The following is a 12,647-nucleotide window of genomic DNA, read 5'->3' on the forward strand; positions in this document are numbered from 1 at the left end:
GGGGAACTCCGCGCCCAGCCGCGACGGGTCCGCACCCGGCAGCCCAGTCCAGGGGGCACCCCAGACCCCGCAAGGGGCGCGGGGAACTGCGCGACCAGCCACAGCCGGTCCGCACCCGGCAACGCACCTCCGGGGGCACCCCGGATTCCCGCCCCGGAGGGGCGACGCTCCAGGAGTGCGGGGAACTCCGCGCCCAGCCGCGACGGGTCCGCACCCGGCAGCCCAGTCCAGGGGGCACCCCAGACCCCGCAAGGGGCGCGGGGAACTGCGCGACAAGCCACAGCCGGTCCGCACCCGGCAACGCACCTCCGGGGGCACCCCGGATTCCCGCCCCGGAGGGGCGATGCTCCAGGAGTGCGGGGAACTCCGCGCCCAGCCACAACGCACGTCGCAGACGGCAACGACGCCCAGGGGGCACCCCAGACCCCGCAAGGGGCGCGGGGAACTGCGCGACCAGCCACGACGCACGGCGCAGCCGGCACCGCACCCTCCGTGCGCAGGTCCGGGCCCGCCGAGGGCTGGGGGGAGGTTGTGGTGGGGTGGCGCCGCCGTAGGGGGCGAGGGGTCAGGACTCCGTGCGGTACATGAGGTCCGTCTCGTAGACGGTGAAGCCGAGGCGCTCGTAGACGGAGACGGCCGGCCCGTTGTCGGCGTCGACGTAGAGCATGGCGGTGGGGAGGCCACGGGTGGCGGCCAGGTGGCGCAGGCCGATCGCGGTGAGGGCGCGGCCCAGCCCGCTGCCTTGCTCGGCGGGCGCGACCCCCACGACGTACACCTCGCCGAGCCCCTCCTCGGCGTGGACCTTGGTCCAGTGGAAGCCCGCCAGCGCGGCCCCGCGGAACGCGAGGAAGAAGCCCTCGGGGTCGAACCAGGACTCGGCCTCGCGGTCCCTGAGGTCCTGCAGGCCCAGGCTGCCCTGCTCGGGGTGGTGGGCGAAGGCCGCCGCGTTCACCGCCAGCCACGCCTCCTCGTCCTGCCCGGGCACGAACGTGCGGACGGTGACGCCCTCGGGCAGCCGCGGCTCGGGGATCCCGGCGGCCACCGGGTCCAGCGGCCTGCGCATCTGCCGCAGCTCGCGGAACAGCTTGAGCCCGAGCTGGACGGCCAGGTGCCGGGCCGCCGGATGGCCGCCGTGCGCCCACACCCGCAGCCGCTTGCCGGTGGCCTCCAGCATGGCCTGCCCCAGCGCCCGGCCGTGCCCGCGGGACCGGTGGCGAGGGTGGACCAGCAGCTCGCCGGCCGGCGCCTCGACGGGGTCGGTGCCGTCGATCTGCCCGTAGCCGGTCAGCTCCTCGGCGCCCGCGCCGCCGGCCTCACCGGAAGCGTCGCCGCCGCCCGTCCACAGCAGCAGGTGCCGCACCCCGGCGCGCTCGCCGTGCCGCACCCGGAGCCTGCCCTGCTCGGACACCGCGGGCTGGCCGTCCTCCGCGGCGCCGGCGGCGATCAGGGCGAGCACCTGGTCGGCGGTCGCGGGGGCCAGGTCGGTCAGTACCTCGATGCGCCGGTCGCTCATGCGGAGATCGTACGGCGCGCACCTGCCGCGGAGGCGGGCGCCTGCGCCGGTACCGGGATGATCGCCGCGGACACGCAGGCGATGGCCGCGGCGAGCACGAAGCCCGGCCAGTAGGCGGTGGCCGAGATGACCGCGCCCATCAGCGGCGGGACGACCGCGGCGGTGAAGTTCTGCCCGGTGTTGTGGACGCCCAGGGCCCGCCCGGACCAGGCGGGGCCCGCGTACTCGGCGGTGGAGGTGAAGGACAGGCCGTTGGTGCTGGACGTCAGCGCGATCGCGGCCACCAGCAGCACCGGGGTCAGCGGCGACGGGAACGCCGTGGCGAGCGACGTCGCCCCGACCAGGGCCGCGGTCGCCACCGCCAGCTGCCGCATCGGCCGCAGCCGCTCCCCGACCCGGTCCGACCAGCGGCCGACGACGATCCGCGACACCGCGCCGAGGCCCTGGGCCGCGGCGATCAGCTGCCCGGCGTGCACCGGCGACCAGCCGCGCACGTCCACCAGCAGCACCAGCGCGAACGCGCCCGCGGTGAACTGCGGGATGACCAGCAGCGCGGCCGATCCGTGGATCCGCCACAGGCGGTTCGACCCGCGGTAGGGGTTCGGCGCGGGCTCCGCCGCGGCCTTCGCGGGCCGTGCCGGGTCGGCGGCGAACAGCGCGATGAGGACCGCGATCACCGCGCAGACCACGGCCAGGAAGCCGATCGCGCCGCCGAGCCCGTGCGCGCCGGACAGCGGCGGCATGGCCAGCGCCGCCACGCCCATGCCCAGCGGCGTGGACGTCTGCCGGATGCCCATGGCCAGGCCCCGCTCGCGAGCGGTGAACCAGCCCATGACCAGGCGTCCGCTCGCCGAGTACACCGAGGCCACGGCCGCCCCGGCCAGCACCAGCAGCAGCCCCAGCGCGACCATGCCGTGCACGCCCCAGGCCGCGCCGGCCAGCGCCGCGGACGCCGCGCCCAGGCCGAGCGCGATCACCACGCGCTCGCCCCAGCGGTCGGCGGCCGCGCCCCACAGGTAGAGCGCGAGCACCAGCCCGGCGGTGGGGCACGCGACGAGCAGGCCGACCTGGGTCAGGTCCAGGTGTTCCTGGCGGCGCAGGGTGTCGGCCAGGTACGGGATCCCGTAGACGAAGGCACAGGCCGCGGTCTGCGCGGCGGTGCCCAGGGCCAGCATGATCCATCGGCGCACGGGGGCGGCACCTCCTTGGTAGGTGGTGCCGCCAACTATGTTCCTATGTCGCAGATTGAGACAGAGGATTCCGTATCGTGAGACTCGCTTCCGTCAGGGCGACGGTTGGGCGGGATCGTCCGGCGGCGGCGTGGGAGCTCCGGGCAGCATCAGGACGGCGAGCGTTCCGCCGCCTTCCGCGGGCGCGAGGGTGACCTCGCCGCCCGACTGCTGCACGGTGCGCGCCACGATCGACAGGCCGAGCCCGCTGCCGGGCAGGCTGCGCGCCGACGGCGAACGCCAGAACCGCTCGAAGACGTGCGGCAGTTCCTCGGCCGGGATGCCCGGCCCATGGTCGCGCACGGTCAGCTGCCCGCCGTGCAGCCGCACGTCGATCTCCCCGCCGGCCGGGCTGAACTTCACCGCGTTGTCCATCAGGTTGACGATCGCCCGCTCCAGCGCGGCCGCCTCACCGCGCACGTACCAGGGCGCCACCTCGGCGACGATCTTCAGGTCCGGACCGCGCAGCCGGGCACGGCGCAGCGCCGTCTCGGTCACCTCGTGCAGCGGCACCACCTGGAGCACATGCTCCGCGTCCGGCCGGGACAGCTCCTGGAGGTCCCCGATCAGCACGGCCAGCTCCGTCATCTGCGCCTTCACCGACGCCAGCAGCGCGCGCCGGTCCTCCGGCGGCAGCGCCCTGCCGGTGGCCTCGCTGCGCTCCAGCAGCTCGATGTTGGTCCGCAGCGACGTCAGCGGGGTGCGCAGCTCGTGGCCCGCGTCGGCGATGAGCTGCGACTGCCGCTCGCGCGACGACGCCAGAGCGGCCGTCATCGCGTTGAACGACGAGCTCAGCCGGGCGATCTCGTCATGCCCCTCCACCGGGATCCGCACGTTCAGGTCCTCGGTGCGGGCGATGTGCTCGACCGTGTCCGTCAGCCGGTCCACCGGCCGCAACCCGGCCCGCGCGATCGCCGCGCCCGCGCTCGCCGCGCCGAGGACGCCGAACCCGGTGACGGCCAGCAGCAGCCAGGCGAGTCTGGTGAGGGGGGCGGTGACGTCGCTGAGCGGCCGGGCGACGGATACGGCGATCGGCTGGTTGTTCAGGAGGAAGCCACGGCCGGGGACGGTGAAGACCCGGAGCTTTCCACCGGGCGACGACACGGTGTGCAAGACGGGCGGGCTCTGGCCTGCGGCCACTGCCTCGTCCTGCGCGGTCACGGGAATCGTCTCGTGGCCTTGGACCCAGCACGACGTCCCGTCGGCGAGGACGACTTGTGCCGACGTCGTCGTAGAAATGAACCCGACACGGCCGTCACGGTCGGCGCTTGGCGGCGTCGAGTGGCAGCCGTCCTGGCGCAGGGTGCTGGTGATGTCCTGCACGGAGATCAGGTCCGGCTGACGCAACGACTTGTCCAGCTGCGACACGAGCTGGTCCCGCGTGATGAACCAGCACGCCAGGGCCGCGGCCGCCACCGCGACCGCCACCGCGACAGCGGTGAGGATCGCCAGGCGCGACCGCAGGGGGAGCCGGTTCACGAATGACCGCCGTCCGGGGCGCGCAGGACGTAGCCCACTCCCCGCACGGTGTGCACGAGGCGCGGCATCCCGCCGGCCTCCGTCTTGCGCCGCAGGTACATCACGTAGACGTCGAGGGAGTTGGACGAAGGCTCGAAGTCGAAGCCCCACACCGCCTTGAGGATCTGCTCGCGGGTGAGGACCTGGCGGGGGTGGGCCAGGAAGAGTTCCAGCAGGGTGTACTCGGTGCGGGTCAGCTCCACCGGGTTCCCGTCGCGGGTGACCTCGCGCGTGGTGGTGTCCATCCGCAGGTCGCCGAAGGTCATGACGTGCTCCTCGCCGGCCGGGCCCGCGGCGGCGGCGTAGGAGCTGCGCCGCAGCAGGGCCCGCAGCCGGGCGAGCAGTTCGTCGAGTTCGAACGGCTTGACGAGGTAGTCGTCGGCGCCCGCGTCCAGGCCCGTGACGCGGTCGCCGACGGTGTCGCGGGCGGTGAGCATGAGGATCGGCGTGGTCACGCCGGACGACCGCAGCCGGCGGGCGGTGGTCAGGCCGTCCATCCGCGGCATCAGGACGTCCAGCACGATGGCGTCCGGCCCGTACGTGCCCGCCTGCTCGAGCGCGGCCATGCCGTCCGCGGCCAGGGCGGTGTCGTATCCCTCGAAGGCGAGGCTGCGCTGCAGCGCCTCCCGCACGGCGGGCTCGTCGTCGACGATCAGGATGCGGGCGGGGGCCTCGCCGCTCTCGCCGGGGCTCATGGTCTGCGGTACCTCACTGACGGACATGGCGGTGGTGTGCGGGGACAGTCTCAGCGTCGCACGGTTGCGGGCCTGCGGCGTACCGCCCGGTCGCGGCCGCGCGCGGGCCGCGGGGTGCGGGCCTCGGGCCGGACCTCGGGCGCCCGGCGCAGCGGGGGCAGTCCTGCGGCCAGGGCGAGGGGGAGGTCGACGTCGGCCGGGCCGGTCCCGGCGGCCGGGGCGCGGGTGCCCCAGGACACCGCCGCGCCCAGGGCGCGCCTCAGGTGGTTGACGCCGGCCGTGATCGTGCTGCTCATGGGATCTCCCAGGTGGTGCGGGGAACGGGCAGGGTCAGCTGCCGGAGGTGCCGCCGGCCCGCAGGGTGGCGAGGTCGGCCTTGACCGTGTTGACGGGGATGGCGAAGCCGAGGCCGACGCTGCCGGCGCTCGACGAGCCGCTGCTGGAGGAGTCGGAGTACATCGCGGAGTTGATCCCGATGATCTGGCCGCTCATGTTGATCAGCGCGCCGCCGGAGTTGCCGGGGTTGAGCGAGGCGTCGGTCTGGATCGCCTTGTAGGTGGTGGTGGAGCTGCCGGTGTCGCCGTTGTACTGGTTGCCGCCGAAGGAGAACGGCCACCGGCCGTCGCTGTTGCCGCTGCCGTTGCCGCCGAACTGCTGGCCCTGGCCCTCGTTGGTGGACACGGTCACGTCGCGGTTCAGCGCGGAGACGATGCCGCTGGTGACGGTGCCGCTCAGGCCGTCGGGCGAGCCGATGGCGACCACCTGGTCGCCGACGGCGATCGCGTTGGAGTCGCCGAGGACGGCCGCCGGCAGGCCGGAGGCGCCGGTGATCTTGATGAGGGCGAGGTCCTTGCCGGAGTCGGTGCCCACGACGCTGGCCCGCGCGCTCTTGCCGTTGCTGTACGTCACGGTGACGGTGTCGGCGCCGGCGACGACGTGGTTGTTGGTGACGACCTGGCCGTCGGCGGTGATGATCACGCCGGAGCCGGTGGACTTGCCGCTCGCGGAGGTCGCGTTGATCTCGACCACGCTCGGGCTGAGCGCCTTGGCGACGCCGGCCACGCTGCCGTCGATCGCCGAGGCGTTGACGGCCGGGGCGGCGGTGGTGCTGGTGGAGTGGTCGGTGGCGTTGCCGATGAGGGCGCCGGCACCGCCGCCGATCACGCCGGCCGCCAGGGCGACGGCCGCGAACAGCACGGCGGGCTTGCGGAGGCGCCGCCGCCGGTGCGGTGCGGGGCCGCCGGGCATCGCCGCGTAGCCCGGGCCGTAGGGGGGCGGCGGCGGGAAGCCGCCGGCGCCGTCACCCGCGGGGGGCGTGCCCGGCTCGGAGGAATGGGAGGCGACGACCTCGGAGGGGACGACCCGCTCGTCCCCGAAGGGCGACGGCTCGTACGGGGTGGTCGCGTGGACCTGCGGCTCGGGGGCGGGGTACGCCGGCTCCTGGCCGTGGTAGAGCGGAGGCTGCTGGTCGTACGGGTGGGGTTCGCCGTTGCGGCTGCTCTCGGTCATGTCTATGACTGTGCGCTCGGACCATGAGAGGTTCCTGAGTACACGCTGAGAAGCCCGACAGAAGTAGGTATGCCCGATATAAGGACCGTGGGGCATCCCCGGCGCCGATCTTTATCCGGGCTCAACACCCGCCGCTGCCGGGGGAGTTGAGCGGCCCCCTCCGATGGCGGTCCGGACGGTCACGCTGGGTCAGGCACACCCGCAGGATGCCCGGACCACCAGCCGGGACGGGAACTGGCGGACCCGCTCCCGCCGCGAGCCGGGCACCCGCAGCGAGTCGTCGAGCACCGCGTCCACCGCCGCCCGCGCCATGGCCTGCCGGTCCGAGGCGACCGTGGTCAGCGGCGGGTCGGCGAGCGCCGCCTCCTTGACGTCGTCGAAGCCGGCCACCGCCAGTTCCTGGGGCACGTCGATCCGCAGCTCGCGGGCGGCCCGCAGCACGCCGATGGCCTGGTCGTCGGTCGCACAGAAGATCGCCGGCGGCCGGTCGGGCCCGGACAGCAGCTGCAGCGCGACCTTGTAGGCGTCGTAGCGGTTGTACGGGGCCTGGAAGAGCCGGCCCTCCGTGGGCCGGCCCGCTTCCTGCATCGCCCGCTCCCAGCCGACGATGTGGTCGGTCACCGGGTCGCCGACGACCGGGGTGATCTCGGTGCCGCCCAGGCACGCCACGTACGGGTGGCCGTGCTCCAGCAGGTGCCGGGTGGCCAGCTGCGCGCCGCCGATGTCGTCCGTGACGACGGCGACGTCGTCGATCGCCTCGGGCCGCTCGTGCAGCAGCACCACGCGGGCGTCCCAGGCGTCGATCTCTATGGCGGCGTTCTCGCTGGGGCCCTGGCTGATCAGGATCAGCCCGGAGACCCGCATGCCGAGGAACGCCCGCAGGTAGTGCACCTCGCGGTCGTCGAGGTAGTCGGAGTTGCCGACGAGCACCATCTTCCCGCGCTCGGACGCGGCCTGTTCCACGGCGTGGGCCATCTCCGCGAAGAACGGCTGCCGGGCATCGGGCACGATCAGCCCGATCAGGTCGGTCCGGCGGCTGGCCATGGCCTGCGCCACGCGGTCCGGCCGGTAGCCGAGCTGCTTGATGGCCGCGAGCACACGCTCGCGGGTGGCCGGTGCTACCGGCCGGGGTCCGTTGTTGATGACGTAGCTGACGACCGCGGTCGAGGTCCCCGCCAGCCTGGCCACATCGTCACGCGTCACCTTGGGCACGTCGCGCAGTCTACGCGTGTCTATCCGGCCGTCACATGGTTCGTCATACCGGTCATACCGAGTGGTCCGCCGAGGAGCGCTGCGCGGACGACTCCTCGGAGCCGCGCCCCTGGGCCGCCTCGCTGCGCGCCGCCTCCTCCGCGGCCCGCTCGACCTTCTCCGGGGTGACGAAGCGGTAGCCGACGTTCCGCACGGTGCCGATCAGCGACTCGTGCTCCACGCCGAGCTTGGCGCGCAGCCGCCGCACGTGCACGTCCACGGTGCGGGTGCCGCCGAAGTAGTCGTAGCCCCACACCTCCTGCAGCAGCTGGGCGCGGGTGAAGACCCGGCCGGGGTGCTGCGCGAGGTACTTCAGCAGCTCGAACTCCTTGAAGGTCAGGTCGAGCACCCGGCCCTTGAGTTTGGCGCTGTAGGTCGCCTCGTCCACGGACAGGTCGCCGTTGCGGATCTCCATCGGGCTGTCGTCCGCGGTGATCTGCTGCCGGCCCATCGCCAGCCGCAGCCGGGCCTCGACCTCGGCCGGGCCCGCGGTGTCCAGCAGGACGTCGTCGATGCCCCAGTCCGCGGTGACCGCGGCGAGTCCGCCCTCGGTGACCACCAGCACCAGCGGGCAGCCGGGGCCGGTCGAGCGCAGCAGCTGGCACAGGCTGCGCACCTGCGGCAGGTCGCGGCGGCCGTCGATCAGGATGACGTCCGCGCCGGGGGTGTCCACCAGGGCGGGGCCCTCGGCCGGGGCCACCCGCACGTTGTGCAGCAGCAGCCCCAGTGCGGGCAGCACCTCGGTCGACGGTTGCAGGGCGTTGGTCAGAAGCAGGAGTGAACTCACCAGGGGCTCCCGTCGGGCGTCCGGACATGACACGGCGTGCTCCCGTGCGGTGCGTGCGGCACCGCCGGGTCGAGCGGGTCGTGCTGGCTCAAAACCGAACCCTCCTCGGTGTGCGAGGACGACGTACTTCGTGCCGGAAAGCACGAAAGGACCCGGGGGCGACATTGCCCAGGTCCTCTGCCAGGCAACAATAGCCCACATGGACAGCCCTGCCGAGACCGGCAACCTGCGTCTGCGGGGCCGGGTGACCGCATCGAGTGGCCGTCGGACCGTGTTGTTGACGTCCGACGGCGTTCCGATCGAGGCCGAACACCTGCCCGCGGCGAACGGATCCGGCCGTCTCGCGATCGTGATCGCGCACGGCTTCACGGGCGCGCTGGAACGGCCCGCGGTGCGCCGCGCCGCCCGCCGGCTCAGCCGGTTCGGCGGGGTCGTCACCTTCTCCTTCCGCGGCCACGGCCGCTCCGGCGGCCGCTCCACGGTCGGCGACCTGGAGGTGCTGGACCTGGCGGCGGCCGTCGCCTGGGCCCACAGGCTGGGGTACGCGCGGGTCGCCACGGTCGGCTTCTCGATGGGCGGCTCGGTGGTGCTGCGGCACGCCCCGGGGGCGGACCTCGCCGCCGTGGTCTCGGTCAGCTCGCCGGCCCGCTGGTACTACCGCGGCACCGCGCCGATGCGCCGGCTGCACTGGGTGGTGACCCGGCCCGCGGGCCGGCTGGTGTCCCGGTTCGGGCTGAAGACCCGGATCCATCCCCGGGACTGGGACCCGGTGCCCGCCTCCCCGGTGGAGTCGGTGCCGCTGATCGCCCCGACCCCGCTGCTGATCGTGCACGGCGACCGCGACGCGTACTTCCCGCTGGACCACCCGCGCTCGCTCGCCGCGGCGGCCGGCGAGGACGGCGCCGAGCTGTGGATCGAGCCCGGCTTCGGGCACGCGGAGAACGCGGCGGACGACGCGCTGCTGGCCCGCATCGGCGAATGGCTGACCTCCCGCGTTCCCGCCGCGTGAGGCCCACGGGCCATGATGGACCCCGGCACGACCTGGAGACGAGGAACGGAAAGCGTGATGGCTGCACCTGACACGGCCCCCGGGCGGCTGGCGGCGGGCACGATCCGCTACTGGGCCGCCGCGAAGGCCGCCGCGGGCACGGCGGAGGAGCCGTACCAGGCGGCGACCCTGGCCGGCGCGCTGGCCGCCGCCCGCGAACGCCACGCCGGCGAACCGGAGTTCGCCCGCGTGCTGCAGCGCTGCTCCTTCCTCGTCGACGGCACGCCCGTCGGCACCCGCGACCACGCCTCGGTCGCCCTGCACGAAGGCGCCACCGTGGAAGTCCTGCCGCCCTTCGCGGGAGGTGCGCGATGACCACCCCCGACCGCGACCCCTACCGCCCCGACGTCCCGCCGGGCTTTCCCCCGCCGCCCGCGGACGGCGCCTTCCCTCCGCCCCCGGACGTCCCGCCGACCGGCCACCCCGTCCACGGCCACCCGCTCGACGGGCCGGCCGCGGGCGGCCACCCCGCCGGTGACGGCACGGCCGGCCACGACGGCGGCTACGGCTACGGCTACCCGCCCGGTGCCGGGCAGCCCGGCGGCTTCGGGACGGGGCCCGGCTACGGAGCGGACCCCGGCTACGGGACGGGTTCCGGGTACGACGCGGGCCCGGGCTACGGGGCCGGTCCCGGCTACCCGGTCACCCCGGGGTACGCGGCCGGCGGCTATGACGGCGGCTACGACGCCGCCGCGGGCTACGGCGCCGGGCACGGCACGCACTCGGGGCTGCCGGACGGCGGCGCCTACGTGCCGGAGCCGCTCGGCGGGCAGCTGCCGGCGGAGGCGGACCCGGGTGCGGCGTTCGGCGTGCCGTCGGCCGGGGACGCGTGGGGCGGGCATGCCTCCGCGCAGGACGCCTACCAGGGACCTGCCGGTGTCGACGGCTGGGGGCAGGCGCCGCCCGCCGCGCAGCCGTGGGAGCACGCCGCCGCGGTGGACGGCACCGGGTACGCGCCCGCGCAGCCCGGAACCGCCCAGCCTGGAATCGCGCAGCCCGGGCCCGCGCAGTGGTCGCAGCCGCACGGCTACGCCGCGCAGCAGCCGTTCGCGGGGACCGAGCACACCGCGGTGCTGCCGCTCGTCGAGGAGGCGCCGCCCCGGAACGCGGACGGGCCCTCGGCCGCGGGCGCGCCGGCGCCGGTGCGCACCGGCTCGCCGATCATCCCGCCCGGCATCCAGCCCGCGGCGCTCACCGCCGCGCTCGGCCTGCTCACGGCAGGTGCGGCCGCGCTCGGCAAGCCGGGTCTCGCCGTCGTCCTGCTCGTGCTGGAGGCGGTGACCGCGGCCGGCTGGTTCCGGCTGAACGGCATGTGGCCGGCCCGGCAGGGCATCGTGCTGGCGTTCATGGCCGGCGTCACCGCGGACGTCGCGCTGCTCATCGACGGCGGCCACCACAACGCCGAGGTGCTGGTGGGCACCCTCGGGGTGTGGCTGGTGCTCGTGCTGGTGCTGCAGCTGCGGCACCACGGCTCGGCCGACGAGCGCCTGTCGTCGCTCACCGCGACCTCGGCGTCCACGCTGCTGACCGTCGTCGCCGCCGGCTACCTGGCCACCGCGGAGTCCGGCGCGGGCAGCGACCCGGTGGTGGTCGGCGCGATCGCGGTGGCCGCCGCCACGCTGGTGCGCGCGGTGCGGCTGCCGGGCGGCGAGCCCGTCTCGGTGGTGCTGTCGGTGCTGGCCGCCCTCGTCACCGGGCTGGCCACCGGACCCGCGACGGGCATGGGCGGCGGCCACGGCGTGCTGCTCGCCGCCGCCTGCGGCATCGGCGCGCTGATCGGGCTGCGGGTCGCGAGCTACGACTTCCCGTCCCGGTTCGTCCACTTCACGGCGGGCGTCGCGCTGCCGCTGACCGCGGCCGCCCCGGTGGCCTACCTCCTGGGCAACGCCCTTCACTGAGGCACCGCGCGACCGGCCGCGCGGGGAAAGTTCCCAGGTAACGGATCCGTACGATCGGGAACCACGGGACCCCCGCCGTCCGTCAGGCGTAAGCGGAAGGGCGGGCACGGCGCCGCACGGGGCCGGAACGAGTACGACGAGCGGGGAGTGGCGGACGCATGCGGGTGGCGCGAATAGTTCTGATCATCGTGGTCGTCCTCGGCGGCCTGTTCGTCGCGGCGGACCGGATCGCCGTGTCGATGGTGCAGAACAAGGCGGCACAGCGCGCCCAGGCCACCGACAACCTGGCCGAGAAGCCCAAGGTGACGATCACCGGCTTCCCGTTCCTGACCCAGGTGATGGGCGGCAAGCTGGAGGACGTGAAGGTCAGCGCGAAGGACATCGCGGCCGGTGACGGCTCGCAGTCCGTTCGGATCGACAGCTTCCACGCCGACCTGTACGGCGTGAAGCTGTCCAACGGCTTCAGCCGGGCGATCGCCGACCACGCGGACGGCAACGCGTTCATCACCTACGCCGACCTGTCGAAGGCCGCGCCCGCCGGGATCAAGGTGTCCTACGCCGGGGCGTCGGCGTCCGGTACGCCCCGGGTCAAGCTCACCGGATCGTTCATGGGTGCCCACCTGAGCGTGCTCAGCGACGTGCTGGTCAGCAAGGACTCGATCGGCCTGCACGCCGAGGGGCTCCCCAAGGAGCTGACCGCGCTGGGCCTGGAGAGCAAGGTGCGCGACCAGATCGACTTCACCCGGCAGGTCTCCCACCTGCCCGGCAACCTGGAGCTGTCCTCGGTGACCACCACGCCGGACGGCATCTCGGTCCAGGTCACCGGCAAGGGCGTCGTTCTCGCCAACTGAGACGCCCGCGTCCGCACCGCGACCACCAGCCCCCGGCCGTGCGCCGTCGAACGCACGCGCGACCCCCGGAGGAGGCGGCCCGGCGGCCGCCGACGGCACGACGTACCGCCATACGGACAATCTTGTCTCGCCATACGACACGGCGGTGACACCCGCCGGTCCGTTTCCCTACGATCGGGAGTCATGAAGCGACAGGCGGACCTCACGAAGCGGCGGGCAGTCGACCTGTGCCGCGTCGCCGCCATGCTCTGTCGCATGCCCTAGGGGCAGCAGTTCCCCCGTGCCGCAGCGGGCCCGACGGCCCCCGGCGCTCCCTGCCCGCCCCGGTCCCCGTGCCCCACGGCACAC

12 protein-coding genes are annotated in these 12,647 nt (G+C 74.4%); 4 read left to right on the plus strand and 8 right to left on the minus strand.

Going from position 1 to position 12,647, the window contains the following annotated elements:
• Nucleotides 1–565 precede the first annotated feature (565 nt).
• The 8 genes from mshD to ACH4TG_RS35680 all read right to left on the minus strand — a co-directional run bounded on the left by mshD (nt 566) and on the right by ACH4TG_RS35680 (nt 8,502).
• Nucleotides 566–1,513, minus strand: a complete 948-nt coding sequence (mshD, locus tag ACH4TG_RS35645; protein WP_398246818.1) for a mycothiol synthase — start codon at nt 1,511–1,513, stop codon at nt 566–568.
• Entirely contained in the window at nt 1,510–2,703 is a 1,194-nt protein-coding gene (locus ACH4TG_RS35650) for an MFS transporter (protein WP_398246819.1), read from the minus strand. Before ACH4TG_RS35650 ends, mshD begins: the two co-directional genes overlap by 4 nt.
• A gap of 93 nt (nt 2,704–2,796) precedes the next feature.
• Nucleotides 2,797–4,221, minus strand: a complete 1,425-nt coding sequence (locus tag ACH4TG_RS35655; RefSeq protein ID WP_398246820.1) for a sensor histidine kinase — start codon at nt 4,219–4,221, stop codon at nt 2,797–2,799.
• A complete protein-coding gene (locus tag ACH4TG_RS35660) occupies nt 4,218–4,955 on the minus strand; it encodes a response regulator transcription factor (protein WP_398246963.1) in 738 nt (245 codons plus the stop codon). Before ACH4TG_RS35660 ends, ACH4TG_RS35655 begins: the two co-directional genes overlap by 4 nt.
• A gap of 50 nt (nt 4,956–5,005) precedes the next feature.
• Nucleotides 5,006–5,251, minus strand: a complete 246-nt coding sequence (locus ACH4TG_RS35665) for a hypothetical protein (protein ID WP_398246821.1) — start codon at nt 5,249–5,251, stop codon at nt 5,006–5,008.
• 34 nt (nt 5,252–5,285) lie between these two features.
• Nucleotides 5,286–6,464, minus strand: coding sequence for a S1C family serine protease (locus ACH4TG_RS35670; RefSeq protein WP_398246822.1), 1,179 nt, complete (start codon nt 6,462–6,464; stop codon nt 5,286–5,288).
• A gap of 189 nt (nt 6,465–6,653) precedes the next feature.
• Nucleotides 6,654–7,676, minus strand: a complete 1,023-nt coding sequence (locus ACH4TG_RS35675; RefSeq protein ID WP_398246823.1) for a LacI family DNA-binding transcriptional regulator — start codon at nt 7,674–7,676, stop codon at nt 6,654–6,656.
• 52 nt (nt 7,677–7,728) lie between these two features.
• Nucleotides 7,729–8,502 carry a response regulator transcription factor gene (locus tag ACH4TG_RS35680; RefSeq protein ID WP_398246824.1) on the minus strand — a complete coding sequence of 258 codons (774 nt, stop codon included), beginning with the start codon at nt 8,500–8,502 and terminating at the stop codon, nt 7,729–7,731.
• A gap of 199 nt (nt 8,503–8,701) precedes the next feature.
• Between ACH4TG_RS35680 and ACH4TG_RS35685 the strand changes: the two genes are divergently transcribed.
• The 4 genes from ACH4TG_RS35685 (at nt 8,702) to ACH4TG_RS35700 (ending at nt 12,299) form a co-directional block, all read left to right on the plus strand.
• Nucleotides 8,702–9,511, plus strand: coding sequence for an alpha/beta hydrolase (locus ACH4TG_RS35685; protein WP_398246825.1), 810 nt, complete (start codon nt 8,702–8,704; stop codon nt 9,509–9,511).
• 87 nt (nt 9,512–9,598) lie between these two features.
• Nucleotides 9,599–9,865, plus strand: coding sequence for a MoaD/ThiS family protein (locus ACH4TG_RS35690; protein WP_398246964.1), 267 nt, complete (start codon nt 9,599–9,601; stop codon nt 9,863–9,865).
• Nucleotides 9,862–11,448, plus strand: a complete 1,587-nt coding sequence (locus ACH4TG_RS35695) for a hypothetical protein (protein WP_398246826.1) — start codon at nt 9,862–9,864, stop codon at nt 11,446–11,448. Before ACH4TG_RS35690 ends, ACH4TG_RS35695 begins: the two co-directional genes overlap by 4 nt.
• Nucleotides 11,449–11,606: 158 nt before the next feature.
• The gene (locus tag ACH4TG_RS35700; protein ID WP_398246827.1) at nt 11,607–12,299 is read left to right on the plus strand and encodes a DUF2993 domain-containing protein; all 693 of its coding nucleotides are present in this window, start codon (nt 11,607–11,609) and stop codon (nt 12,297–12,299) included.
• The last annotated feature ends 348 nt before the right edge of the window (nt 12,300–12,647 follow it).

This window comes from Streptomyces sp. NPDC020917, from assembly GCF_044333795.1.
GTDB lineage: Bacteria > Actinomycetota > Actinomycetes > Streptomycetales > Streptomycetaceae > Actinacidiphila.

Coding starts and splice junctions, on each gene's coding strand:
- ACH4TG_RS35700 (WP_398246827.1), top strand. CDS start 11,607: ATGCGGGTGGCGCGAATAGTTCTGATCATCGTGGTCGTCCTCGGCGGC.
- mshD (WP_398246818.1), bottom strand. CDS start 1,513: ATGAGCGACCGGCGCATCGAGGTACTGACCGACCTGGCCCCCGCGACC.
- ACH4TG_RS35660 (WP_398246963.1), bottom strand. CDS start 4,955: ATGAGCCCCGGCGAGAGCGGCGAGGCCCCCGCCCGCATCCTGATCGTC.
- ACH4TG_RS35695 (WP_398246826.1), top strand. CDS start 9,862: ATGACCACCCCCGACCGCGACCCCTACCGCCCCGACGTCCCGCCGGGC.
- ACH4TG_RS35670 (WP_398246822.1), bottom strand. CDS start 6,464: ATGACCGAGAGCAGCCGCAACGGCGAACCCCACCCGTACGACCAGCAG.
- ACH4TG_RS35685 (WP_398246825.1), top strand. CDS start 8,702: ATGGACAGCCCTGCCGAGACCGGCAACCTGCGTCTGCGGGGCCGGGTG.
- ACH4TG_RS35665 (WP_398246821.1), bottom strand. CDS start 5,251: ATGAGCAGCACGATCACGGCCGGCGTCAACCACCTGAGGCGCGCCCTG.